The sequence below is a fragment of the Micromonospora xinjiangensis genome (genome assembly GCF_056150165.1).
Map to the genome: position 1 here is coordinate 1 of NZ_JAXCFO010000006.1, position 22534 is coordinate 22534.

The window sequence follows — 22534 nt, forward strand, 5'->3', positions numbered from 1 at the left end:
GAAAACGGCGGGATCCGACGCATCACTCACGCGACCAGGGGGTCACCGCGCCGGGCCCATGTCCAACGACCCGCGACCCCACATCATTCCGGGTGGGCCTGGCCACCAGACCTCCAGGGCCGATCCGCGGGTCCATGTCCAACGACCCGGGACCCCACATCATTCCGCGGGGGGCGGACCGTGGGGCCGCTGCCACGACCGTCAGGGGTGTACAACGCCGCCGACCGGCCCGCCATTCCGCCTGGCGGATGCCACCCGTCACCGCCCGCCGGTACGAACACGCCACGGGCGGCGAAACCGGGCAGGCACCCCAGGTCGGCACCGCCCGTCGTTCCGTGCGGCGGGCGGACCACCGGCTGCGAAACCGCCACGTCGGCGAGGTGGCGACGTCAGGGTCGGTTCTCCGGCACGGCAAAGGCTGGCGCCCGCCGGAGGGATCCGACGGGCGCCAGCCTCGTTACGCGTCCGGGCACTGCCCGAGCGGGTGGAGGGTCAGTTCGACCCCATGCCGAACCGGCGCCGCCACGCGAAGGTGAGGAGCAGCAGCACCGCACCCGCGCCGACCAGGCCGCCACCGATCTTCATCGGCGTGCCCAGGCTGTCACCGGTGACGGGCAGCGGCGGCGGCTGCCGCCGGTCCAGCACCCGCAGCTCGGTGCTGGCGGTCCGGTCGGACTCGCGGCCCGTGGCGGTGAAGGTCAGCAGACCGGTCACCGAGGGCTTGTAGGTCCGGGTGAACTCGCCGGCGGCGTTCGTGCGCGCGGTGAAGCGCAGCGGAGCACTCGCCTGGTAGGCGACCGGGGCCATCGCGACGGTGGTGCCGTCGCTGCGGCGGGCCGGCGCCTGGTTCGCGGCGGGGGCCGCGAGCGGGCGCACCGAGACCACGATGTCGACCGTCTCGTTCGGACCGAAGTTCCGACCCGTGAGCACGACCGTCTCGCCCAGGTTGATGGTCGGGCGGTTGACGACGAGCGACGCGGGCTGGGGCACGTACGGCGGTGGCTGTGGTGTGTCAGTGACGCTTGGCGTCGGCTGCGGCTGTGCCGCCCCCGCTGCCGTCGGCACGGCCACCACGGCCATGCCGACCGTGAGCGCCATGATGATGCGGGATAGCCGCATGGTTGGTTCCCTCCTACTGGTCACAGCTTGGTGCGGTTTCAACTTGGGTGGTCCATGGGGTGGCCGTGGGCGTGAGCCACAGCTCGGCCTCGCCCGAGCCGGTCTTCTTTCCGGTCAGGACGGTGAGCTCCAACGTCCGGCTGGCGCCGGGCCGGATCTCGACGTTCGCCGTGGCGACCTGGCGACCGCGTTCGGTGCCGCTGCCCACCGCCGTCTCGGTCCCGTCGAGTCGCGCGTCGAGCACCGCCCCACCCGCGGGGGTGAAGACCGACACGAGCGTGCGGAGGGTGTACGGGTCACCCGCCATGCCGAGGCCGAGCACGGACTCGCTGAGTCCGGACGTCGGTGCCGTCGACTGGAGCGTCACCCGCAGCCGTAGCTCGCGGCGGCCGTCCTGCCGGCATTCGCCGACCGTCAAGGTCGCCGCCGGCCGCAGGTAGTAGCCGAGCTTCGCGCCGCTGCCGTCGTTGAGGAACACGCCGACCGTCGGCACGGTGTCCTTCTCCGGAAGCGTCCCGGCCACCCGGCTGTCGCCGAACGTCCGTTGTTCCTCCGGTCGGGCACTCCAGAACAATATCCGGCGTTCGGTGACAGCACGGTCAAATGCGGACAACAACACCTTCGGGTCGACATTCTTCTTGAAGAAGGCGTCGAAGACCGCAGCCGCGGCGGAGGTGAAGAAGGCGTCCTGTTTCTCGGGTTCGAGACGCTGGTAGGTCTCGTTGAGCAGCGTCCGCACCACGGTGTCGCTGGCCAGCGGCACTCCGCCGGGCACCATCACCGGGCCGGTCGCCTTCAACAGGTACGACAGCACCACCGGGTCCACGGCCAGGACACCGTCGACCTTCGTCCCGGTCTTGCGCCGGAACATCTCCCGGTAGAGCGCGGCGGCGGTCGGGAAGTGCGGGGTGAGGTTCACGTCGGCCGGATACATGCCGGGCAGGTCGGCCCAGAGGGCACGGACCTCCTTCGGCACCTTCAGCGGCGGATCGAACACCCCGATCGACGCGCTGCTCCCCTGCCGCCCCATCCGGACCTGGCCGTTCTCCGCCTCGATCACCGCGTACGCGCCGAACATGCCGCCGGTGGCGCGCAGTTCGGCGAGGTTCTGCGAGACCAGCAGGTACCTGCGCGGACCGTCGGCGCCCAGCAACGGCGGCAACAGACGGGCGCCCTGGTCCGCCGCCGCGGTGAGCTTCGCGAGCCGGTCGATCTCCCCGCGCAGGTCGATCACGGCCTGGCGCACCTGGGAGACGAGGCCGTCGCCCGACACCGACGCCAGGTCGCGCCGAGTCCGCTGGACGGTCTTGTTCACCTCGGCGAGGTCGGCGGAGACGGTCCGCAGCCGGCCCACGTCGAGCCGCCCCTCGTTCGGCACCAGGCCCGAGAGGTCGGTGCGGAGCAGGCTCGGGAAGGCCTGCCGCGCCAGGTCGTCGACCACGACCGCGATCCGGCGTACGGCGCCGAGGTCGTCGCCGGCGACGGGCGCGTGCCGCCCGACGGCCCAGGCGGGGTCGGAGGTCGCGGACCGAGCCGCCCCGGACTGCTCCTGGAGCGCCGCGAGGGTGCGTTGCGCGCGGTCGGTGTCACCACCGACGACCTGCGCGCTCAACTCCCGGGCGAGGCCGGCCGCGTTCAGCAGGTGGGCACGCGCCTGCCATCCCCGGAAGCCGACCCAACCGCCGGTCAGCAGCACCAGGGAGCCGACCACCAGCCCGGCGAGCAGAGCGCGGCGCAGGCGGGCACGCCTACGACGCCGGGAGCGGCTCCGTCGCCGCCGCGGCCGTTCACTCTCCGTCACTCCCACACTCCCGTTCCTGGAACCGGACAGAAGGTCCGATCCTTCGCTGTTCTAACACTCGACGTCCGGAATCGTGACGTTATGGCGTATCTCCGCAGGTATGCGAAGTTCCTTCGGGTGGCGATCAGGCCGCGACGCGGGCGCGGGCCGCCTCGTGCAGCAGCCGCTCGATCCGGTCCACGCCGGCGGGCAGCGACATCTCCCGCAGGTACGCCTCCCGACCCCGCCGACCCATGTCGGAGCGGGCCGGCGGCGGAATCGTGGCGGCCAGCCAGAAGCGGTCGGCGAGACTCGCCCAGTCCTCCGGAGGGCAGGAGAGCCCGGCCCGGACCCGCTCGACCAGCTCGGCGGTGTCCCCACCCGCGGAGACGACCACCGGCGCCGCGCAGGAGAGCGCGGCCTGGAGCTTGCCGGGCACGGTGCCGCGAAGCTCCGGCAGGTCGCGCAGCATCACCAACTGGTAGTCGGCCGCGGCGTAGAGGGCGGGCATGTCCAGCGGCGAGCGCCGCTCGACGAACCGGACGTTCTCCGCGCGCAGGTCGGCGGCGAGCCCCCGCACCCGCCGCTCGTCCCCGCCGGAGCCGACCAGGACCAGGTCCATGGTGCGATCCAGGGCGGCCGCCGCCCGTACCGCGTTCTCCAGCCCCTGCCGGGCGCCGATCGTCCCGGCGTACATCACCACGCAACGCCCGTCGCGACGGACCAGGCGGCTGGCCGCGGTGCTGGCCCGCGCCGGGTGGAAGATCCGCTCGTCGGTCCAGTTGAGCACGACGGAGACCCGTTCGGGGTCGGCGCCCGCGGCGACCACGAGATCCCGCATGGACGGCGCGACGACGGCGATGCGGTCCGCGGCCCGGAAGGTCCGGCCCATCGCCGCGGCGATCCGGGCCGTCCACCGCCCGTCACCGCCCGGCGGCTCCTCCGGCCACACGTCCTGGACGTGGAGGACGGTGGGCACCCGCCCGAGGATCCGCAACACGCCCGCGGCCGCGAAACTGGTGGCCGGCAGCTGGAAGACGTAGAGCGCGTCGATGCCGGCCAGGTACCGGCGGGCGACCAGGGCCGCGCTGCCCGCGAAGGAGAAGTAGCTCGCCATCCGGGCCCCGGTGGAGCCGTCGCCGGCCACGTACCGGGGCACGCGGCGGACGGTCAGCCGGTCACTGCGGGTCTCGTGCCGCCAGCGCTGGCGCCAGCCGGGGTACACCCTCCCGTCCGGATAGTCCGGGAAGCCGGTCAACACACGCACCTCGTGCCCCCGCGCCGCCAACTCCTCGGCGAGGCTGCCCGGGATGAAGGCCGGCTCCGGCGGAAAGTGGTACGACAGGATTCCGATCCTCATCCGACCGTCACCACCATCGGGATCGCCGCGCGCGGCGCGGCAGCACCGCCGGCGCGGCCCCCGCCCGCGTACGATGCGGGCAACCCCTCCACCGCCGGCCACGACCGCCGGCGCCACCCCGTCGCGGCGAACCCGCCGGCGACGGCGTCGACGAGAGGGGTCCTGATGACCGACCGGGTGTTGTTCGTCTGCCACGCCAACCTGTGCCGGTCACCGATGGCCGAGTACCTGGCCCGCCGGATGCTCGCGGGCCGCCCGGTGACCGTGGCCAGCGCGGGCACCGACGCGGTGGAGGGGTTGCCGATGCACCCGTACGCCGCGGACATCGCGGCCGAGACCGGCGACGACCCGACCGACTTCCGGAGCCGCCGGCTGCTCGCGGAGCACCTGGCCGGCGCCACGCTGGTCCTCACCGCCACCCGGCGCCAGCGGTCGGTCTGCACCTCCCTGGAGCCGTCGGTGCTGCACCGGACGTTCACGCTGCGCCAGTTCGGGCGGCTCGCCGCCGCGGCCGAACTGCCCGAGGACCCGACAGGCGACCCCCTGCGCGCCGCCGTCGAGGCCGCCGCCCGGGCCCGGGGGCGGCTGCAACCCGCCGCCCCCGGCGCGGACGACCTCCGGGACCCGATCGGCGGCACCGCCGCCGACTTCCGCCGCTGCGCCGAGGAGATCGAACGGTCGATACGACCCCTCGCGGCGCTCATCGTGGCAACCGGGTGAGTTCCTGTGTGTGGTCGCTGACGGCGTTCGCCCCGCTGCCCTCGGCGTGCCGGGCGGGCGCCCGGTCCGCCGGCGCCTCGGCGCTCTCCGTGGCGACCACCCGGTAGGCCTCGTACTGGTACGCCTCGGCCTTGGGCATCTTGGCCATGTTGAGCACGCACCCGAGCAGGCGCACGGAGACCGCGTGCAACGAACGGGCGGCGGCGGCCACCTGCGTCCGCGAGGTCCGCCCCTGCTGGCTGACCATCAGCGCACCATCCGCCTGGACGGCCACGACGACGCCGTCGGTCACCGCGAGCAGCGGAGCGGTGTCGATGATCACGATGTCGGCGGACTCCCGCAGGGCGAGCAGCAGGTCCGCCATCGCCTTGGAGCCGAGCAGCTCGCTCGGGTTGGGCGGGGCGGAGCCGCTGGGCAGGACGAGCAGGGACTTGTCGCCCCACCGCTGCACCACGTCGCCGACCTGCACGTCGCCGACCAGCACGTCGGTCAGACCGACGCCGGCGTCGATGCCGAGGTACTCGTCGACCTTGGGACGACGCAGGTCCGCGTCCACGAGCAGGACGCGCCAGCCCGCCTCGGCCAGGGCGATCGCCAGGTTGCAGGAGAGGGTGGTCTTGCCCTCGCCCTGCAGGGCGCTGGTGACGGCGATGACCCGGGCGGGCTCGTGCACGTCCACGAAGCGCAGGTTGGTGCGCAGCTTCCGGATCGCCTCGGCGCGCGACGAGGTGGCCGCGTCACCGACGATCAGCGGCGCCGACCGGGCGGTGCCCTCGAACGGGATCTCGCCGAGCAGCGGGCTGCCGGTGGCGCGTTGCAGGCCCGCCGCGTCCCGCAGGCGGACGTCGGCCACGCCGCGCAGGATGGCCAGGCCGACACCGAGGACCAGACCGATGAGCCCGCCGAGCGTCAGGTTGCGCACGGGTTGCGGGGAGACCGGGCTGGAGCTGACCCGGGGGCCGCTCACGACCTCGATCTTGATCGGGGCCTTCCCCTCGGGCGGGGTCTCCACCTTCTGCACGAGTTCGACGAACTTCGCCGAGAGCGTCTCGGTCACCTTCAGCGCACGGGTCTGGTCGGTGTCGGTCACCGACGCCCGCAGGAGGACGGTGCCGGACTCGGTGGAGGTGCTGACCCGTCGCTGCACCTCGTCGGCCGTGAGGCCCACGGGGTTCTCGGCGACCACACTCTGCGCGAGCCGGTCGCTGGTCAACAGGTCCGCGTAGGACCGCACGCGCTGCTGGAGGAAGAGGCCACCCTGGTACGCCTCCGAGACTCCCTGGTTCGGGGTGGTGACGAAGAAGGTCACCGAGGCGACGTACTTCGGTGTGGCCCGGACGGTGAGGAACGCGCTGACACCCAGGGCCACCATCACGGTGACAAGGACGACCCACCAGTGCCGACGCACATGGCGGAGTTGGCGGAGCAGGTCCATCAGGCGCGCCTCCGTACCGGACCGGTAACCCCAAAGAACTTCACGAAAACCCCCAAGGTCGTCTTCAACTCGTGAAACCATTAAACCGGTACATACGGCTTATGTCCGGAGTTATGTATTTTCGGCGACGACAAGCGCGCTCGAATTACCAACCAGGGAAAGACCCGTTCGGCATCGGGCGGGCCGGGGGGAAAAGTCGAGTGCCGCCGGCTGTTTCCGCAGCCGAGCGGTTCTGAGGGGTTCTCGGTCACCCCATCGGCGGCGTGGGAGGCCGGCACGGCGCGCTTCGGCCTCCGAACCCGCGCCCCGCGTCCTCCGCGACTGATCAGCCGCGTGCGCAAAAGCCGGTGTGCCCCCCGGACGGCCGACGGCATGGTCGGCGCACGCCGCCGGGATGCGAGCGCGGCACGGCGCCCGGTGGACGAGGCGTCCGCGAACCGGGCCGCCGTGCAATGACGAGTCCTTCGCCCCCGGTGCCGGACGGGGCGAGCGCCGGGGCAGGAGAAGCCGGGGCGGGGGCGCCGCGGGAGGCGCGTGGGGCGCGCGCCGGTGGAGGACAGCCCCCAGCCGGGACAGTGCGGTGAAGCAGCGCCTGCCGGCGCCGCTTCACCGGACTGCCGGTCGAGGTCGGCGCAGCGCCGCTGCCGCCCTCTCCCCCGGGGCTGTCTTCCGGCCGCCGCGCTGTCTTCGACCGCCGCGCTGTCTTCGGTCGCCGCGCTGTCTTAGCTCGCCGCCGAGGGCGGAACCGCAGCCCGGACAGCGGGTCCTGAGGGACCACGGAGGGCGGCCGCCGAGCACGGAGAGCGGGCCCGAACGCGACCAGGGAGTACCCGCGCCGACGCCGCCGCCGTCGAGAGCGGGCGCGGGTTCCGGCGAGGCGGCGTTGGTCAGCGACCCTCGTCGGTCGCGTGCTCGTCGTCGGTCTCCTCGTAGAGCGCCTCGCTGGCCGGCTCCAGGAGGTCGTCACCCGGCACGGCCACCTCCTCGGCCCGGTCCTGCTCGTCGGCCCGTCCGCCCGGCGGCGGCTCGGGGGCGGTGGCGCCGCCGGCGAAGCCGTACTCGTTGGGTTCGTCGTGCCTGCTCATGTCGTCAGCCTCCCAATTTCTCCCGCTTCGCCTTCACCGCCAACCGTAGGTGGTGATCGTCTTTCCCGCAGCGCGGCGGCGATTGTCGGCGCGGCCACCGCGGGGATCTGCTCAGCGAGGCCCAGACGAGCTGGCGCAGGGCGATGATGATCACGGCGGCGGCCAGCGCGCTCCAGCTGCGTCCGGTGGCGAGGCGCAGCACGCCGCCGGCGGTCAGCAGGTCGAGCAGCACCCGCACGGCCGTCAGCGCCCGACCCGTTCCGGCCAGCACCGCCGCGGCGGAGACGACGGCCAGCCCGGTGACCACGCCGACCAGCAGGGTGATCACGTCGGTCGATCCTCCTCGCTCACCTGCCGCTGCTCCGCGCGGATCTCCCGGCCGAGGAAGTAGTTCAGCGCCGTCCGGATGGTGGCGATCGCGGCGAGTTGGCCGATCTGGTCGAACGTCGGCGACACCGCCGTCCGCAGGATGTCCGCCGCGAGCTGGAACTCCAGGCCGAGGGTGAGGAAGCGGCCCAGGCTGAGGCGGATCGGCGTGAAGACGGCGGCGGTGCGGTGTCGTAGTCCCTGGACCACGAACCGCACCGCCGCGAGGACCGCGCCGACGAAGATGATCAGCGCCCCGGCCACCTCCACCACGGCGACCAGCACCTGGTCGCCGTGCCGCAGCACCTCCTCGATGTCCACCCGGAGCCGTTACCCGGCGGACGCGACCGTACTCGGTGTCAGCTCAGCTCGGCGATCCCCTCGAAGATCAGCCACAGGCCGGAGACGGCGAAGAGGACGGCGGCGCCGTACTTGATGGCCTTCTCCGGCAGCTTGCGGCCGAGCAGCCGGCCGACCAGGATCGCCAGCGCGTCGGCGGCCACCATGCCGATCGTCGAGCCGATCCAGGTGCCGACCCAGCCGTGCTGGGTGGCCAGCGTGATGGTGGCGAGCATGGTCTTGTCGCCCAGCTCGGCGAGGAAGAACGCGACGCCGACCGTGATGATCGCCGACTTGCTGGCCTTCTCGGCCTTGCGCCGCTCCTCCTCGGTCAGGGTGTCGCCGCGCAGGGTCCAGGCGCCGAAGGCGAGGAAGGCGAACCCGGCGACGACCGAGATCCATCCGGTCGGGAGCACGGCGCCGAGACCGGACCCGATGGCCACCGACGCCAGGTGCACCACGGTGGTGGCGACGGTGATGCCGATGAGCACCGGCAGCGGCTTGTACCGCGTGGCGAACGCCAAGGCCATCAGCTGGCTCTTGTCGCCGAGTTCCGCGACGAAGATGACGCCGAAGCTGATCACCAGCGCGGCGAGGAATCCTTCCATGGCACCCTTCCCGATCATGCCGGGAGGAGGTACAGGGGCGCCCTCGACCCGGCCGTGACAGCCTGAGTCGAAGGTCTCGCCCGCCCCGCCTGGGCGGGGCCGCATGGCCGGATGCCGAAGCACCAGTGTGTCGACCACGACATTGGGGGCTACTCCCCTTCGCGTGGCCGAGCCTAGCCGATCTCGTCTGGGTGGGGCGGCGCGGGTGACCGAATCCACGTGCCGGCACCCGCCGGGATCGGCCCCGGCGGTCGGCGGCGCTCACTCGCGGTCCTCGGCCCATCCGCGCAAGTCGGGCCCCACCCGGGTGGCTGCGCCGGCCGGCGCGCACCGGCGGGTCGCGATGCCGCCGGTCAGACGGCGCGGGCCAGGGTGACACCGAAGAGCCCGTCCGGGTCCGTCCAGAAGGCCCGGCCGGCGTAGCCCGCCGCCGCGAGCTCCGCCGCGATGCCCTCCGGGCGGAACTTGGCCGAGATCTCGGTCCGCAGCTCCTCTCCCGCCGCGAACGCCACCTCGAGGTCCAGGGCGGGAACCCGGACCCGCAGCGGTCGGTCGGCGCGCAGGCGCATCTCGATCCACTCGTGTGTCGCGTCCCAGCGGGCCACGTGGGTGAACGCCCCCGGGTCGAAGTCCGCCCCGAGCTCCCGGTTGATCACCCGAAGCACGTTGCGGTTGAACTCGGCCGTCACCCCGGCCGCGTCGTCGTACGCGGGGACGATGATCGACGGGTCCTTGACGAGATCGGTGCCGACGAGCAACCAGTCACCGGATTCCAGCGCCGCCCGCGTCCCGGCCAGGAACTCCGCCCGCTCGTCCGGAAGGAGGTTGCCGATCGTGCCGCCGAGGAAGAGCACCAGCCGCCGCCCGCCGGTGGGCAGCCGGTCGAGGTGGCGGGTGAAGTCGCCGACGATGCCCCGCACCCGCAGCCCGGGGTAGTCGGCCGCGATCTGCGCGGTCGAGGCGCGCAGCGCGCTGGCCGAGACGTCCAGTGGCACGAACGTGCCGAGCCCGCCGCGCTCGGTCAGCGCGTCGAGCAGCAGCCGCGTCTTCTCCGAGGACCCGGAGCCCAGCTCGATGAGCGTCTTCGCCCCGGTCAGCTCCGCGACGGCCGGCGCCCGCGCCGCCAGCACGGCACGCTCGGCCCGGGTCGGGTAGTACTCGGGCAACCGGGTGATCTCCTCGAAGAGTTCGCTGCCCCGGGCGTCGTAGAACCACTTCGGCGGCAGCCACTTCGGGTCCGCGCCGAGCCCGGCGCGGACGTCGTCTCGCAGACCCCGTGCCAGGTCCCGCTCCTCGAGGTGGATCTCCAGCGGTTCGGCGCTCATGCGGTACTTCCCTTCACGTCGGATCGATTCGGGCGACGCCGGCGGTGGTCACCCCAGCGGGCGCAGCCGCACCCCCTCGGCGGTGGCGGTGACGAGGTGCGCGTCCGGCAGCGGCTGCCAACCGGGGTCGTCGTCGTGCGGTTCGGAGGCGAGCAGGACCGCGCCCGGCGACTCCCGCAGCGACAGCGCGTGGCCCAGCACGCTGGCGACCGCCGTGCGGCCGTCGGTGAGCAACACGTTGAGCCGGGAACCGGGCGCCGCCGCGGCGACGGCGCCCACCGTCTCCGCCACCGCCCTGCCCGCGTCGACGCCGGAGCGCAGGCGGTGACGCACCAGCGCCCAGAGCAGCGCCGAGTCCGTGGCGGCGTCCAGGGTGAGCAGGTCACGCACCGGCAGCGCCGCGGCGAGCGGCACCACCGCGTCCGGCCAGCCGCGGATCACCCCGTTGTGGCTGAAGAGCCAACGCCCCTCGGCGAACGGCGCGGCGGCGTTGTCGAGCACGGCCATGCCGACGGTGGCGGACCGGACGGCCGCCAGCACCGCTCCGGCCGCGGTGACCTCGGCCAACTGGGCGATGGTCGGGTCGCTCCAGATCGGCTGCGCCCGGCGGTAACGCACCGGCACACCGTCGCCCGGGTACCAGCCGATCCCGAAGCCGTCGGCGTTGATCGTGCCCCCGCCGCGCATGTCGCGCGGCGCCCAGGACTGCCGCACCAGCGAATGCGGGGGCTCGAACAGCAGTCGCGCGAGGGTGACCGGTGGCCCCAGGTAGACCAGGTGACGGCACATCAGCGGGCACCGCCGCGGCCGGCCGGCCGGCCCACGGCCGTGCGGGCCCGCGGGGCGGGCGTCACGGCTGCGACTCCTCCGGCCGGGCGTCACGGGCGCAGCGGAAGCCGCTGAAGATCTGCCGCCGGATCGGGAAGTCCCAGTTGCGGAACGTGCCCCGGCACGCGGCCCGGTCGGTGCCGAACGAGCCGCCCCGCAGCACCCGGTAGTCGTCGCCGAAGAAGACCTCCGAGTATTCCCGGTAGGGGAACGCCGTGAAGCCCGGGTGACCCCGGAAGGCGCTGGACGTCCACTCCCAGACGTCGCCGACGAGCTGGTGCACGCCCAGCGGCGAGGCCCCGGCCGGGTACGCGCCCACCGGCGCCGGCCACAGGTGGCGCTGCCCGAGGTTGGCGTGCGCCGCGGTCGGGTCGTCGTCGCCCCACGGGTAGCGGCGGGAACGGCCGGTGGCCGGGTCCCACCGGGCGGCCTTCTCCCACTCCGCCTCGGTGGGCAGGCGCTTGCCGGCCCAGGCCGCGTACGCCTGCGCCTCGTACCAGCAGACATGCACCACCGGCTCGTCGTCGCGGACCGGCGCCCAGCGCCCGAACCGGCGGTATGCCCAGCCGTCACCGTCGCGGCGCCAGTGCATGGGCGCGGTCAGCTGCGCCGCCGTCCGGTGCGCCCAGCCGGCCGCGCTCCACCACCGCGGGTCGTCGTAACCGCCGGCGTCGATGAAGTGGCGATACTGCCCGTTGGTCACGGGTGTCGCGTCGATGGCGTACGCGGGCAGGTCGACCCGGTGTGCCGGGCGTTCGTTGTCCAGCGCCCAGGGGTCGGTGTCGGTGCCCATGGTGAACGGACCGGCCGGGACGAGGACCTCCCCGCCCGCCCGCACCGTCGGCTCCGGCGGCGCCGGCGCGTGCAGCACGGGTGGCCCGGAACGCAGCTGGTGGGTGGCGAGCATCGTCTCGTCGTGCTGCTGCTCGTGCTGCACGATCATCCCGAAGGCGAACCCGTCGACCACGAGCCGCCGGTCGGTGAACGGCGTCCGGTCCAGCAGGTCGTACACCTTGTCGCGGACGGTCGAGACGTAGGAACGGGCCTCGCCGGGCGGCAGCAGCGGCAGCGACGGCCGGTCCTTGCGAGGTTGCTTGAAGGCGTCGTAGAGGTCGTCGATGTCCTGCCGGACCGGCGGACGCCCGCCCACGTCCCGCACCAGCCAGAGCTCCTCCTGGTTGCCGACGTGGGCGAGGTCCCACACCAGCGGGGACATCAGCGGCGAGTGCTGGCGCATCAGGTCGGCGTCGTCGACCACGTCGGTCAGCAGTGTCGTGCGCGCCCGGGTCCGCTCCAGCTCGGCCGCGATGCGGTCGCGCAGCTGCGCCGTGCCGAGCCGGTCGATCCTCGTGTCGGTCACCGGTCTCCCCTCTCCACGGCGGCACGCCGCCGCCGTACGCCTCGGTGGATCTCCTCGTGCAGGTCGGGTGGCAGGGCGAGCCGGGGCAGGGCCGCGAGGGCCAGGTCGAGCAGCCGCGCCGCGGCGGCGGCCAGCTCCCCGTCGGCGAGCCCGTGCCGGGCGGCGTCGTGCCAGCGGTGCGCCACCGGCAGGCTGACCAGGTGCGCCGTGTGCAACGTCTCGGGGTCGGCGAAGAGCGCGGCCAGCACCGCCAGCGGGACCAGCCACGCACGGCCAGGCTGCGCGTCGAGATAGCGCACCTCCAGGTAGCCGCGCGGCCGTACCGGCGGGAACAGGGTGCTCACGTGGTAGTCGAGGTCGTCGGTGGTGGGCGGCCGGGGCAGCGCGCCGGCCAGCCAGTCGGCGAAGGTGACGTCCGGCGGGGGTGCCCAGTCCGGCCCGGCATCGCGCAGGCAGAGCAGCGGCGCGGCGAGCACATAGCGCGTCCAGGCGGCCACCGGATCCTGCTCCGGACCGGCCGGCGACCAGACCGGGGCGGTGCGGGCCGGGTCGATGGCCAGCCAGGCGCCCATCCGGGCGGACGCCCACCCGGTGGCCCGCCCGGCGTGCCGGCCGGAGGTGGCGAAGGTCGCGAGCAGCGGCGGCCCGACGGAGTGTGCCACGGCCCACCGCAGCGGCACCTGCTCCGGCTCGCCCGCGTCGAGGCAGATCTGGAGGCCGGCGGTGCAGTGCATCATCGTGCGACCGGCGGGACCGCGCCGGTCGAAGACCTGACGCATGGCGCGGTAGCGCGGGGTGTGCAACACGGGGTGGCCCTCGCGGTAAGGGTCGATGCCGGTGCGGCCGAGCACCAACCCCGCGCGCCCCAACAGAGCGGTGACCTCGGCGACGTCGGCCTCGGTGGCGCGGATGAGCGCACCGACCGACGAGCGCGGCGGCGTGGAGATCTCGATCTGCCCGCCGGGCTCCAGGCTCACCACGCCGCCGTGGGGCAGCGGCAGCGCGGGACTCGTCTCGTCGAGGGTCGTGGGGCTATGCCGCCCCAGCGCCGCGCGCAACCGGGCCGGGTCGGGCGGGCGGGCGGCATCGAGAACGTCGTGGACGGTCCATTCCAGCTCGACACCGGTGCGGGTGGGCGGACCGGTCTTGAAGCAGATCCGGGCGAGGTGGCGCGCCGCCGCCTCGGACTCGCGCAGGATCGCGCCCCGCTGGATCTCGGGTGACGTCACCATCGGTCGGCCCCCTCCCGTGCCGGCGCCGGACAGGGTGTCACCGTAACGTCACCCACCGACATTGCCGGCCGGTGTCCGGGCCGCCAAACTCTGTCTAACAGACGGGCATCGGCCGGCCGGTGGAAACGACGGCGCGGCCAGATGGCCGGCGACCTCGGAAAACGCCCGCACGGCGCGGCCGGGGACGAACCGCAGGCCGGGCTCCGCGACGCCGGCGGTGGCTCGGGGATGTCGCCGGCTGGCCCGCGCCCCCGGGCGCGCGTCCCCGCGGCGTACGCGGCGACCGTCCGCCGGCGGGACCTCGCGCGACCCCGCTAGCTGCTCGCGCCGGCGCCGCCCGCCGGGACGGTCGCGCGGCCGTGGCCCCCGCCGGCACCGCTGGTGCCGCCGTCTGCGCTGGCCGGGCCGTGGCCGCTGCGCGCCGCACCGTGGCCCTTGGCCGCGCCGTCGCCGCCATCCCCGCCCGTACCCCTGGCCGCGCCGGTGCGGTTGCCCGCCACGCCGTTCCCGTTGCCGTTCGCCGCGCCGTTCCCGCTGGCCGCACCGTTCCCGTTGCCGTTCGCGGCACCGTTGCCGTTCGCGGCACCGTTCCCCTTGGCGGTGCCATTGCCGTTGCCGGTTGCCCCGCCGGTGCCGTTCCCGTTGCCGTTTCCGTTCGCGGTGCCGTTGGCGGTGCCGTTGCCGTTCCCGTTGCCCCTGGCCGCACCGTTGCCGGTGGCCCCGCCGTTGCCGGCGCGGCTGCCGTCCTCCCCGCCACCGAGGGTGCCGCCGTCCACGCCCGGGGTGGCCGTCGGGACCGGCTCCAGCCCCTGGCAGTACGCCTCGACCCGGTCCACGCCGCCGGCCGCGTCCACCAGCGGCCGGAACCCGGGCACCGTGAGCGCCTTCTCCCGCTGGGCCGGCTTCTTGGCCAGGTACGCCTGGCACAGCCCCGACAGTTGGTCGTGCTGGCCAGGATCGGCGGTCGGCGGCGCGCCCCCCGGGCGCGGCGCCCCGGTCGAGCCGCCGCCCGGGCCTTCCGTGCCGGGGGACGTGGCACTGGTGGGCCGTTCGTCCGCCGGGGTCGGAGTCGGAGTCGGGGCCGCGGGCGGAGGCGGCGGCGGAGTCGACGGCTTCTCCAGGGTGACGGCGGCGAACGCGGCGCCGGCGGTCGCCGTGGCGAGCACCCCGGCGGCCCAGGCCAGGGCGCCGACCGTGAACCGGCGACGGCGCCGGGCCGGGGGCGCCGCCGGCGCGGCACGGGCGGCCCGGAAGGCCGCCAGCGCGGCCTGCTCCCCCGCCAGCTCGTGCGGCCGGGCGGGGGCAGCGGCGGCGGCGAGCAGCCCGCCGAGCGGATCGGTCCGGTCGCCCCCGTTGGCGGCGCCGGCACGGGCGGCGTCGAGGAGCCGGTCCGCCTCCGCGCGGCCGGCAGGCCCCTGCGAGCGGCCGCGGATACCCATCCTGAATCCCCTCATGTCAACCATCCGCCGCTTCCGCGCGGGGCGTGCGCGCCCGCAGCTCGCCGCGCGGGCGGGGCGGCGCACCCGTGCCCTCGGCCCCGGCCGGCGACCGGTCGCCGTCGGCGCGTTCGAGCATCGCGGCGAGCCGTCGCAGCCCCCGGTGCGCCGCGGTACGCACCGCGCCGGCGCGTCGTCCGAGCACGCGCCCGGCGCTCTCGGCATCGAGACCGATCACCGCTCGGAGCAGGACGGCCTCCGCCTCCCGGGGCGGCAGGGTCGCGATCAGGGCGAGGGCGGCCTCGGTACCGAGGCTCTCGCCCGCCCGCTCGGCGGTGTCGGCGTCGCCGGCCAACTCGTTGAGCGCCTGCACGGGCACCGGCAGGGACGGACGGCGGCGTTGCCGGCGCAGGTGGTCCATGGCCCGGTTACGGGCGATGGTGACCGTCCAGGCACGGAACTCGCCGCCGGTGAAGCTGGGCAGGTCGCGGGAGATCTGCAACCAGGTCTCGGAGGCCACGTCCTCGGCGTCGGCACCGACCAGGGCGGTCAGGTATCGCAGCAGGCCCGGTTGCAACGTCCGGTAGAGGAAGCGGAAGGCCTCCTCGTCACCGGCGCGGGCCGCCGCGACCGCCTCGTTCAGCTCACCGGGCATGCCGTCGCTGTTTCCCGGGCAGGCGGGACCGGAGGCCGGAGCCGGCGCACGCGACGCCGGGCCGGCCCGTGGACCGGACCTGTTCCCGCACCTCTCCCAGCCCCCCGCCGACCTGTTCGCACCCGCGACCTCGGCTACCGGGCCACGGTTCGGGCGCCGCCATGGTCACGGACAGCCGACGCACGTCAGACCGGGTGCCGTGGAGCGGCCCGAGTCCGGCCAACGCTAGGAGCGGACTCGGGCGGCCACAAGCCGACGCCGCGTCACAGAAGAGTGACAATTGTCAACCTGACCCTTCGGCGTGTCACCGTAACGTTCTCGCCGCCCCGTACGCTTCGGGCGCGCCGCGCTCTCTCTCCACGTCGGCGGCGGGCGCCGCGGCGCAACCCGTCGCGGTGCGTGAGCGCGACGGTGCGTGCTGTCGCAGCGGCGTCGCCGCGGGTCCGCGGCCCCCGTCGAGGGTGGCACAGCGCGGTGCGCGGCCCGCGACCGCTCTGGGTACGGTAAGCGCGTGTTGTCATCGGAGGTCGTGCTCAGCGCTCGCTACCGCCTGGACGAGCGTGTCGCCACGGGCGGCATGGGTGACGTCTGGCGGGGCACCGACCTGGTCCTCGGCCGACAGGTCGCGGTCAAGGTCCTGCTGCCGGCGCTGGTCTCCGACCCCGACTTCATCGCCCGGTTCCGCGCGGAGGCGCGCATCATGGCCGCCCTGCGCCACCCCGGCATCGTGCAGGTCTTCGACTGCGGCGAGGACGACCTGCCCGACGGGGGCCGGGCCGACTACCTGGTCATGGAGTTCGTCGAGGGCGAGCCGGTCTCCAAGCGGATCGAGGCCGCCGGGCGGCTCGGCGTGGACGAGACCATGTCCATCGTCGCGCAGGTCGCGCAGGCGCTGCACGCCGCCCACCGCCGCGGGATCGTGCACCGCGACGTCAAGCCGAGCAACCTGCTGGTCCAGGAGGACGGCACCGTCGTCCTGGTCGACTTCGGGGTCGCCCGGTCGACCAACGTCACGAGCATCACCAGCACGAACGCCGTGCCCGGCACCGCCCTCTACATGGCGCCCGAGCAGGCGGCCGGACGGCCGGTCAGCGGGGCTACCGACATCTACGCCCTCGGCGCGGTCGCCTACTGCTGCCTGACCGGCGCGCCGCCGTTCACCGGGGACAACCCCCTCCAGGTCGCGGTCCGACACCTCGACGACCCGCCGCCGGAGCTGCCGCACGACATTCCCGAGGCGGTCCGGGCCCTGGTGGCCCGGGCGCTGGAGAAGGACCCGGCCGACCGGTTCACCAGCGGCGCCGCCATGGCCGAGGCGGCGCGTACGGCGGTGACCGACGGCGTGCCGCCCACCGCCATGGTGCCGCTGGCCCCGCTGCGCGGGGCCGGGCCGGACACGCAGCCGGACTCCCCCGGCGCCATGGTTCCCGCCGGCCCGGCGGGCCGCCGGGGGCGGCCGGCGCTGGTGGGCGCCGGCGTGGCCGTCCTGGTGGCGCTGGTCGGGTTGGGTGCGGCGCTGGGCGCGGCCCGGTACGCCGACGCTCCGGCGGTCGAGTTGACCCCCACCACGCCCGCCGTCGTGCCCACCCGCAACGTGGAGCTTCCCGTGGTGACGGAGAAGACGCCCACCGCCGACCCGGACCGGCCGGAGCGGCCACGGGCCCCGCGGACCAGCGCCTCGGCGTCGACCAGTCCGACCCCGAGCGTCACGGCGAGTGACTCGCCGAGCCCGCAGTCGCCGCCGCCGACCAGCAGTTCGCCGGTGCCGAGCGATTCGGCCACCACCTCTCCGCCGGCGTCGCCCAGCACGTCGCCCACCACCGTGCCCCCGCCGGAGGGTGGGGGCCCGCCGCAGGGCGCCGGCTGAGGCCGGGCCCGGGCGGGCGGCATCCGATCGCCGCCGTCGCCCGGTGTGCGGGCCGGCCGGTCCCCCGCACCCGTGCCGGAAGGTGACGGCTGCGCGCTGCCGGATGCACGACAGGCCCCAGGAACCCCGATATCCCCAAAACGGACGTACGTCCCCAGACAGCGCCCTACGCTCCAAGCAGGTCGTATCCACCGTCTGCGGGAGCTCGGGTGAGCGTTGAGAAGTTGGTCGTGATCGGCCAGGGCTACGTCGGACTGCCCCTGGCGATGCGGGCCGTCGAGGCCGGGTTCGACGTGGTCGGGCTCGACGTCGACACCGACCGGGTCAAGCGGCTCGCCTCCGGCGAGTCCTTCGTGGAGGACATCCCCACCGACCGACTCGGCCGCGCGTTGCACAGCGGGCGCTACCTGCCGAGCGCGGAGTACGCCGACGCCGAGGGCTTCGACATCTGCGTGATCACCGTGCCGACGCCGCTGCGCGACGGGACGCCCGACCTGAGCTACGTGGAGCAGGCCGGCCTCGGTATCGGCCCGTACGTCCGGCCCGGCTGCGCGGTCGTCCTGGAGTCCACCACCTACCCCGGCACGACCGAGGAGCTGCTGCGGCCGCTGCTGGAGTCGGCGAGCGGGCTGCACAGTCCGGGCGACTTCCACCTGGGTTACAGCCCCGAGCGGATCGACCCCGGCAACCCGACCTGGCGGCTGGAGAACACCCCGAAGGTGGTCTCCGGGGTGGACGCCGAATCCCTGGCCCGGGTCGACGCGTTCTACCGCCGGATCGTCGAACGGACGGTGCCCGTCGACTCGACCCGGGTCGCAGAGCTCACCAAGCTGATCGAGAACACGTTCCGTCAGGTCAACATCGCCCTGATCAACGAGCTGACGATGCTCTCCCACCACCTGGACATCGATGTCTGGCAGGCCATCGAGGCCGCGGAGAGCAAGCCGTTCGGCTTCATGCCCTTCCGGCCGGGGCCGGGCGTCGGGGGGCACTGCCTGCCGATCGACCCGTGCTACCTGTCCTGGCAGGTGAAGCGGCGGCTCGGCCGGCAGTTCCGGTTCATCGAGCTGGCCAACGACGTCAACCACGAGATGCCGGAGCACGTGACGCAGCGGGTGATGGCCGGGTTGAACCGCACCGGCCGCGCCGTGACCGGTGCGCGGCTGCTGCTGCTCGGGCTCGCGTACAAGAGGAACACCGGCGACATGCGCGACTCCCCGGCGGTGGACGTGGCCCAGCGGTTGCAGGCGCTGGGCGCGCAGGTGCGCGCGGTCGAGCCGTACGCCGAGCCGCACCAGATCCCCGGCGGGGTGATGATCGTGGACCTCACCGAGCGGGAGGTCCGGGAGGCGGACGCGGTGGTCGTGCTGACCGACCACGACGTGTTCGACTACGACCTGGTGGCCCGGCACGCCCGCTACGTCTTCGACACCCGTAACCGCTGCTCCGGCCCGGTGGTCGAGCGGCTGTAGACCCGGATCGCCGGCCGGTCCCGCCCCCGTGGCGGGACCGGCCGGCTGATCTCACTGGTCCGCGAGCGCCTCCACCACGGGTCGGGCGAGCGCACGCCGCGCCGGCAGCACCGAGGCCAGCAGCGCCGCGGCCGCCGCGACCCCGAGGATCAACGCGAGCTGGCCGACGGGCAGCACCACGCGGAACTCGCCGCCGATGCGGGCCAGCAGAGCCATCGCGGACGCGCTCACCCCCGCGCCGAGGGCGAGCCCCAGCACCGCGCCGACCAGCGCCGTGAGCACCGCCTCCACGGCGAGCATGGCCCGCATCCGTCCCCGGGTGAGCCCGACAGCCCGGAGCACGGCGTTCTCCCGCGTCCGCTCCATCACCGACAGGCTCAGGGTGTTGGCCACGCCGACCAAGGCGATCACCACGGCCAGGCCGAGCAGCGCGGTGACGAGCGCGAGCAACATGTCGATCGTCCCGGTCAGCATCTTCTTGTACGCGGCCTGGTCCATCAGATTGACCGTGGGATAGCGCCCGAGCACGGCTTCGATGGCGGCCCGCGCCTGCGCCGGATCCACCCCGTCGGCGGGCTCGATCTCCGCCAGGTAACCCCGCTCGTCCGGGAAGAGCCCGGCGAAGTCGGCGTCCGGCACCTCGATGACGTGGCCCGCGGGCACTCCGCGGGGCGTCGGCGGCCCGCCGTCGTCGTCCACCACCGCCGCCACCCGGAACGCCCGGTTCTTCAGTGTGACGGTCGAGCCGACCCGCCAGTCGCGGGCCGTGGCCAGGTCCCGGTGGACCAGCACGGTGCCCGGCCCGAACCGGGCCAGGTCGCCGTCCGCCACCGTGAGCGTACGGCCGACCAGCGCCGGGTGCGCGGCGCGTACCTCGACGTCGCCGGTCACCGCGGACCGCTGCTCGTGCACCACGCCGAGCTCCGGCCGGGCCGCCAGCTCGCCGGCGAGCGGCGCGGGCAGGTCCCCGCCGATGCCGGTGACCACGAAGTCGGCCCCGATCTGGGCGTCCACGCTGTGTTCGATGCCTTCCTTGGTGCTCCGCGCCCCGACGACGAACGCCGACACCAGGCCGATGCCGATCACCAGCGCGGTGCTGGTGGCCGCCACGCGCCGTGGGTTGCGCACCGCATTGGCCACGGCCAATCCCGCGGTCGCGCCGACCAACCGCCGGACGGGCCACCCGAGGACCCGCACCAACGCCGGGACGAGCACCGGGCCGAAGAGCACGATGCCGAAGAAGGCGAGGATGCCGCCCGCCGCCACCAGCACCACCTGGCCGACCGCGGCCGCCCCGGCCAGCGCGGCCACCCCGGCGGCCAGGACCAGCGCGCCGGCGGCGAGCCGGAGGCGCCCGGCACGCCGGGCGGGCTGCACGGCGGCGTCGGTCAGCGCGGCGACCGGCGGCACCCGGGTGCCGTGCCAGGCGGGTAGCAGCGCCGAGCCGACGGTCAGCAGGGTGCCCAGCAGCACGCTGACCAGCACGGTCTGCGGTGTGAGGGCGAGCCCGCCACTGATCGGGGCGGTCGTGCGGGACAGCAACGCGTTCATCCCGGCGGCCAGGCCCGCGCCGAGCAGCACGCCGACGGCGGAGGCGACCAGCCCGACCACCGCCGACTCCCCCACGGCGGCGAGGAACACCTGGGTCCGGGTGGCGCCGACCACCCGCAGCAGCGCCGTCCGGCGGGTGCGCTGGGCCAGCACGATCGCGAACGTGTTCGCGATCACGAACCCGGCCACCACGACGGCGACCGCGGCGAAGGTGAGCAGCACCATCGTGAACTGTTCGATGTCACGGACGGCCTCGTCGACGGCGTCGTCGAGGATCCGCTGGCGGTCCTTCACGGTCGCGCCCGGTCCGGCGACCGCGGCGAGACGACCGGTCAGGGCCGCCTCGTCGGTGCCGGGACGCGCCGCCACCATGATCCGTCCGTACCCCTGCTGACCGGTCACCGCGAGCGCGTCCGGGCCGACCAGCCCGATGAACGGTCCGCCGACGTCGCGGGTGGTGCGGGCCACGTCGACGGTGCCGACGAGGGTGTACGGGCGGGCGCTGCCGCCGTTGCCGCCGATGCGCACCGGCGCGCCGAGGGTGAACCCCTCCTCCGCCACCGTCGGGGCGTCGAGCACCACCTCGCCGGGGCGGTCCGGCAGCCGGCCGGCGACCACGTCGTACGAGCGCAGCGCCGGGTCGGTGGGGATGGCCGCGAGCACGGCGAAGCCGAGCACCGGCCGGCCGTCCGAGCCGACGATCCCGCCGGTGTCGGTCAGCTCGCCGTCGGCGGCGGCCACTCCGTCGACGGCACGGACCCGGTCCACCAGCGCCGGCGGGAGCGGCGCCTTCTCGGCGTAGACGGCCGCGTCGGTGTGCCGGTCGAAGGTGCCGGCGCGTTCGTACGCGCCGGCGCGCATCCCGTCGACGAAGATCAGCGTGCCGGCGATGAACGCGACGCCGAGCACCACCGCCGTCGTGGACAGGAGCATGCGCGTCGCCTCGGCGCGCAGCGTGCGCAGGGTCAGCCGCAGCATCCGGTCACCGCCCCCGACCCGAGCCGGCCGGCGACGAGCCGAGCGGGCCGCCCGCCGCCGCGCCGTGCCGCGCCGCGGTCACCGGCGCCGCGCCGGCGACCGCGGCCTCGAGACCGGCGAGCGCGTCGAGCACCTGCTCGGCGGTGGGCGCGGTCAGGTCGCGGACGAGCCGACCGTCGGCGAGCAGGACCACCCGGTCGGCGTGGGCCGCCGCCACCGGGTCGTGGGTCACCATGATCACGCTCTGGTCGAGGGTGTCCACGGCCTCGCGGAGCAGGCGCAGCACCTCCGCTCCGGAGCGGGAGTCGAGGTTGCCGGTGGGCTCGTCAGCGAAGATCACCCACGGCCGCGTGATGAGGGCGCGGGCGAACGCGACGCGCTGCTGCTGCCCGCCGGAGAGCTCCGCGGGGCGGTGTCGCAGCCGATCGGTGAGCCCCACGGCGGCCACCACCTGACGCAGCCAGGCCGGGTCGGGGCGCCGGCCGGCGATGGCCAGCGGCAGGACGATGTTCTCCTCGGCGGTCAGCGCTGGCAGCAGGTTGAACTTCTGGAAGACGAAGCCGATCCGGTCCCGGCGCAGCAGGGTGAGCCGCCGGTCGTCGAGACGGCCGAGGTCGGCGTCCCCGATCCGCACCGAGCCGGCGCTGGGCCGGTCCAGGCCCGCCAGGCAGTGCAGCAGGGTGGACTTGCCGGAGCCGGACGGACCCATGATCGCGGTGAACCGGCCGCCCGCGAAGTCGAGGTCGACGCCGTCGAGGGCGACGACGGCCGCCGGGCCGGAGCCGTACCGCTTGCTCAGGGCGCGGGCGCTGACCGCGACACCGGTGCCCGGGTGGTGGCCGCCGACGACGGCGGGTACGGAGGATGGAACGCGCACGTGCTGCTCCCGGAGAGACGATGATCTGACCTCTCCGACGCTAGGGACGCACCCGCACCGCGCGGTTCCACCTGCGCGCTCGACCTGTGTACGCCCGGGGTCGCCCCTGACCCGAGGGACCCGTACGCCTCAGGTCGTACC

The 22534-nt window shown here is 74.5% G+C and carries 19 protein-coding genes; 3 read left to right on the plus strand and 16 right to left on the minus strand.

What is annotated here, in order from left to right; genetic code table 11:
• Positions 1–492: 492 nt before the first annotated feature.
• From SM573_RS21520 to SM573_RS21530, 3 genes are all read right to left on the minus strand, one after another.
• On the minus strand, positions 493–1119 hold the full coding sequence (locus SM573_RS21520; protein ID WP_474610357.1) for a hypothetical protein: 627 nt from the start codon (positions 1117–1119) through the stop codon (positions 493–495).
• Between the two features lie 13 nt (positions 1120–1132).
• Entirely contained in the window at positions 1133–2920 is a 1788-nt protein-coding gene (locus SM573_RS21525) for a DUF4012 domain-containing protein (protein ID WP_474610358.1), read from the minus strand.
• A gap of 124 nt (positions 2921–3044) precedes the next feature.
• On the minus strand, positions 3045–4259 hold the full coding sequence (locus SM573_RS21530) for a glycosyltransferase family 4 protein (RefSeq protein ID WP_474610359.1): 1215 nt from the start codon (positions 4257–4259) through the stop codon (positions 3045–3047).
• A 165-nt stretch (positions 4260–4424) separates the two neighbouring features.
• On the opposite strand from SM573_RS21530, the gene SM573_RS21535 reads away from it, so the two are divergent.
• Positions 4425–4979 carry an arsenate reductase/protein-tyrosine-phosphatase family protein gene (locus SM573_RS21535; RefSeq protein WP_474610360.1) on the plus strand — a complete coding sequence of 185 codons (555 nt, stop codon included), beginning with the start codon at positions 4425–4427 and terminating at the stop codon, positions 4977–4979.
• On the opposite strand, the gene SM573_RS21540 is transcribed toward SM573_RS21535, so the two are convergent.
• From SM573_RS21540 to SM573_RS21590, 11 genes are all read right to left on the minus strand, one after another.
• A complete protein-coding gene (locus SM573_RS21540) occupies positions 4960–6414 on the minus strand; it encodes a tyrosine-protein kinase domain-containing protein (RefSeq protein WP_474610361.1) in 1455 nt (484 codons plus the stop codon). The genes SM573_RS21535 and SM573_RS21540 overlap by 20 nt on opposite strands.
• Before the next feature lie 887 nt (positions 6415–7301).
• Positions 7302–7499: a hypothetical protein gene (locus SM573_RS21545; RefSeq protein WP_474610362.1), complete on the minus strand. Its 198-nt coding sequence runs from the start codon at positions 7497–7499 to the stop codon at positions 7302–7304.
• A gap of 4 nt (positions 7500–7503) precedes the next feature.
• Positions 7504–7827 (minus strand): hypothetical protein, encoded by a 324-nt coding sequence (locus SM573_RS21550; protein ID WP_474610363.1) that lies wholly within the window; start codon positions 7825–7827, stop codon positions 7504–7506.
• Complete coding sequence (locus SM573_RS21555) at positions 7824–8186, minus strand: DUF1622 domain-containing protein (RefSeq protein ID WP_474610364.1); 363 nt, start codon at positions 8184–8186, stop codon at positions 7824–7826. The genes SM573_RS21550 and SM573_RS21555 overlap by 4 nt, the downstream gene beginning before the upstream one ends.
• 38 nt (positions 8187–8224) lie before the next feature.
• Positions 8225–8812: a TMEM165/GDT1 family protein gene (locus tag SM573_RS21560; protein ID WP_474610365.1), complete on the minus strand. Its 588-nt coding sequence runs from the start codon at positions 8810–8812 to the stop codon at positions 8225–8227.
• 353 nt (positions 8813–9165) lie between these two features.
• Complete coding sequence (gene egtD, locus SM573_RS21565; protein WP_474610366.1) at positions 9166–10137, minus strand: L-histidine N(alpha)-methyltransferase; 972 nt, start codon at positions 10135–10137, stop codon at positions 9166–9168.
• 48 nt (positions 10138–10185) lie between these two features.
• Complete coding sequence (gene egtC, locus SM573_RS21570) at positions 10186–10926, minus strand: ergothioneine biosynthesis protein EgtC (RefSeq protein ID WP_474610367.1); 741 nt, start codon at positions 10924–10926, stop codon at positions 10186–10188.
• A gap of 61 nt (positions 10927–10987) precedes the next feature.
• Complete coding sequence (egtB, locus tag SM573_RS21575; protein ID WP_474610368.1) at positions 10988–12325, minus strand: ergothioneine biosynthesis protein EgtB; 1338 nt, start codon at positions 12323–12325, stop codon at positions 10988–10990.
• Positions 12322–13557, minus strand: coding sequence for an ergothioneine biosynthesis glutamate--cysteine ligase EgtA (egtA, locus tag SM573_RS21580; protein ID WP_474610369.1), 1236 nt, complete (start codon positions 13555–13557; stop codon positions 12322–12324). The genes egtB and egtA overlap by 4 nt, the downstream gene beginning before the upstream one ends.
• Positions 13558–13871: 314 nt before the next feature.
• On the minus strand, positions 13872–14996 hold the full coding sequence (locus SM573_RS21585) for a hypothetical protein (protein WP_474616912.1): 1125 nt from the start codon (positions 14994–14996) through the stop codon (positions 13872–13874).
• A 16-nt stretch (positions 14997–15012) separates the two neighbouring features.
• Positions 15013–15648 carry an RNA polymerase sigma factor gene (locus tag SM573_RS21590; protein WP_474610371.1) on the minus strand — a complete coding sequence of 212 codons (636 nt, stop codon included), beginning with the start codon at positions 15646–15648 and terminating at the stop codon, positions 15013–15015.
• A gap of 511 nt (positions 15649–16159) precedes the next feature.
• Between SM573_RS21590 and SM573_RS21595 the strand changes: the two genes are divergently transcribed.
• Positions 16160–17515: a serine/threonine-protein kinase gene (locus SM573_RS21595; protein WP_474610372.1), complete on the plus strand. Its 1356-nt coding sequence runs from the start codon at positions 16160–16162 to the stop codon at positions 17513–17515.
• A 209-nt stretch (positions 17516–17724) separates the two neighbouring features.
• Entirely contained in the window at positions 17725–18987 is a 1263-nt protein-coding gene (locus SM573_RS21600; protein WP_474610373.1) for a nucleotide sugar dehydrogenase, read from the plus strand.
• A 51-nt stretch (positions 18988–19038) separates the two neighbouring features.
• Here SM573_RS21600 and SM573_RS21605 read toward each other — a convergent pair whose 3' ends face one another.
• Together SM573_RS21605 and SM573_RS21610 are read right to left on the minus strand one after the other, a co-directional pair.
• Complete coding sequence (locus SM573_RS21605; RefSeq protein ID WP_474616913.1) at positions 19039–21516, minus strand: ABC transporter permease; 2478 nt, start codon at positions 21514–21516, stop codon at positions 19039–19041.
• Positions 21517–21520: 4 nt separating this feature from the next.
• The gene (locus tag SM573_RS21610; RefSeq protein WP_474616914.1) at positions 21521–22393 is read right to left on the minus strand and encodes an ABC transporter ATP-binding protein; all 873 of its coding nucleotides are present in this window, start codon (positions 22391–22393) and stop codon (positions 21521–21523) included.
• Positions 22394–22534: the final 141 nt, after the last annotated feature.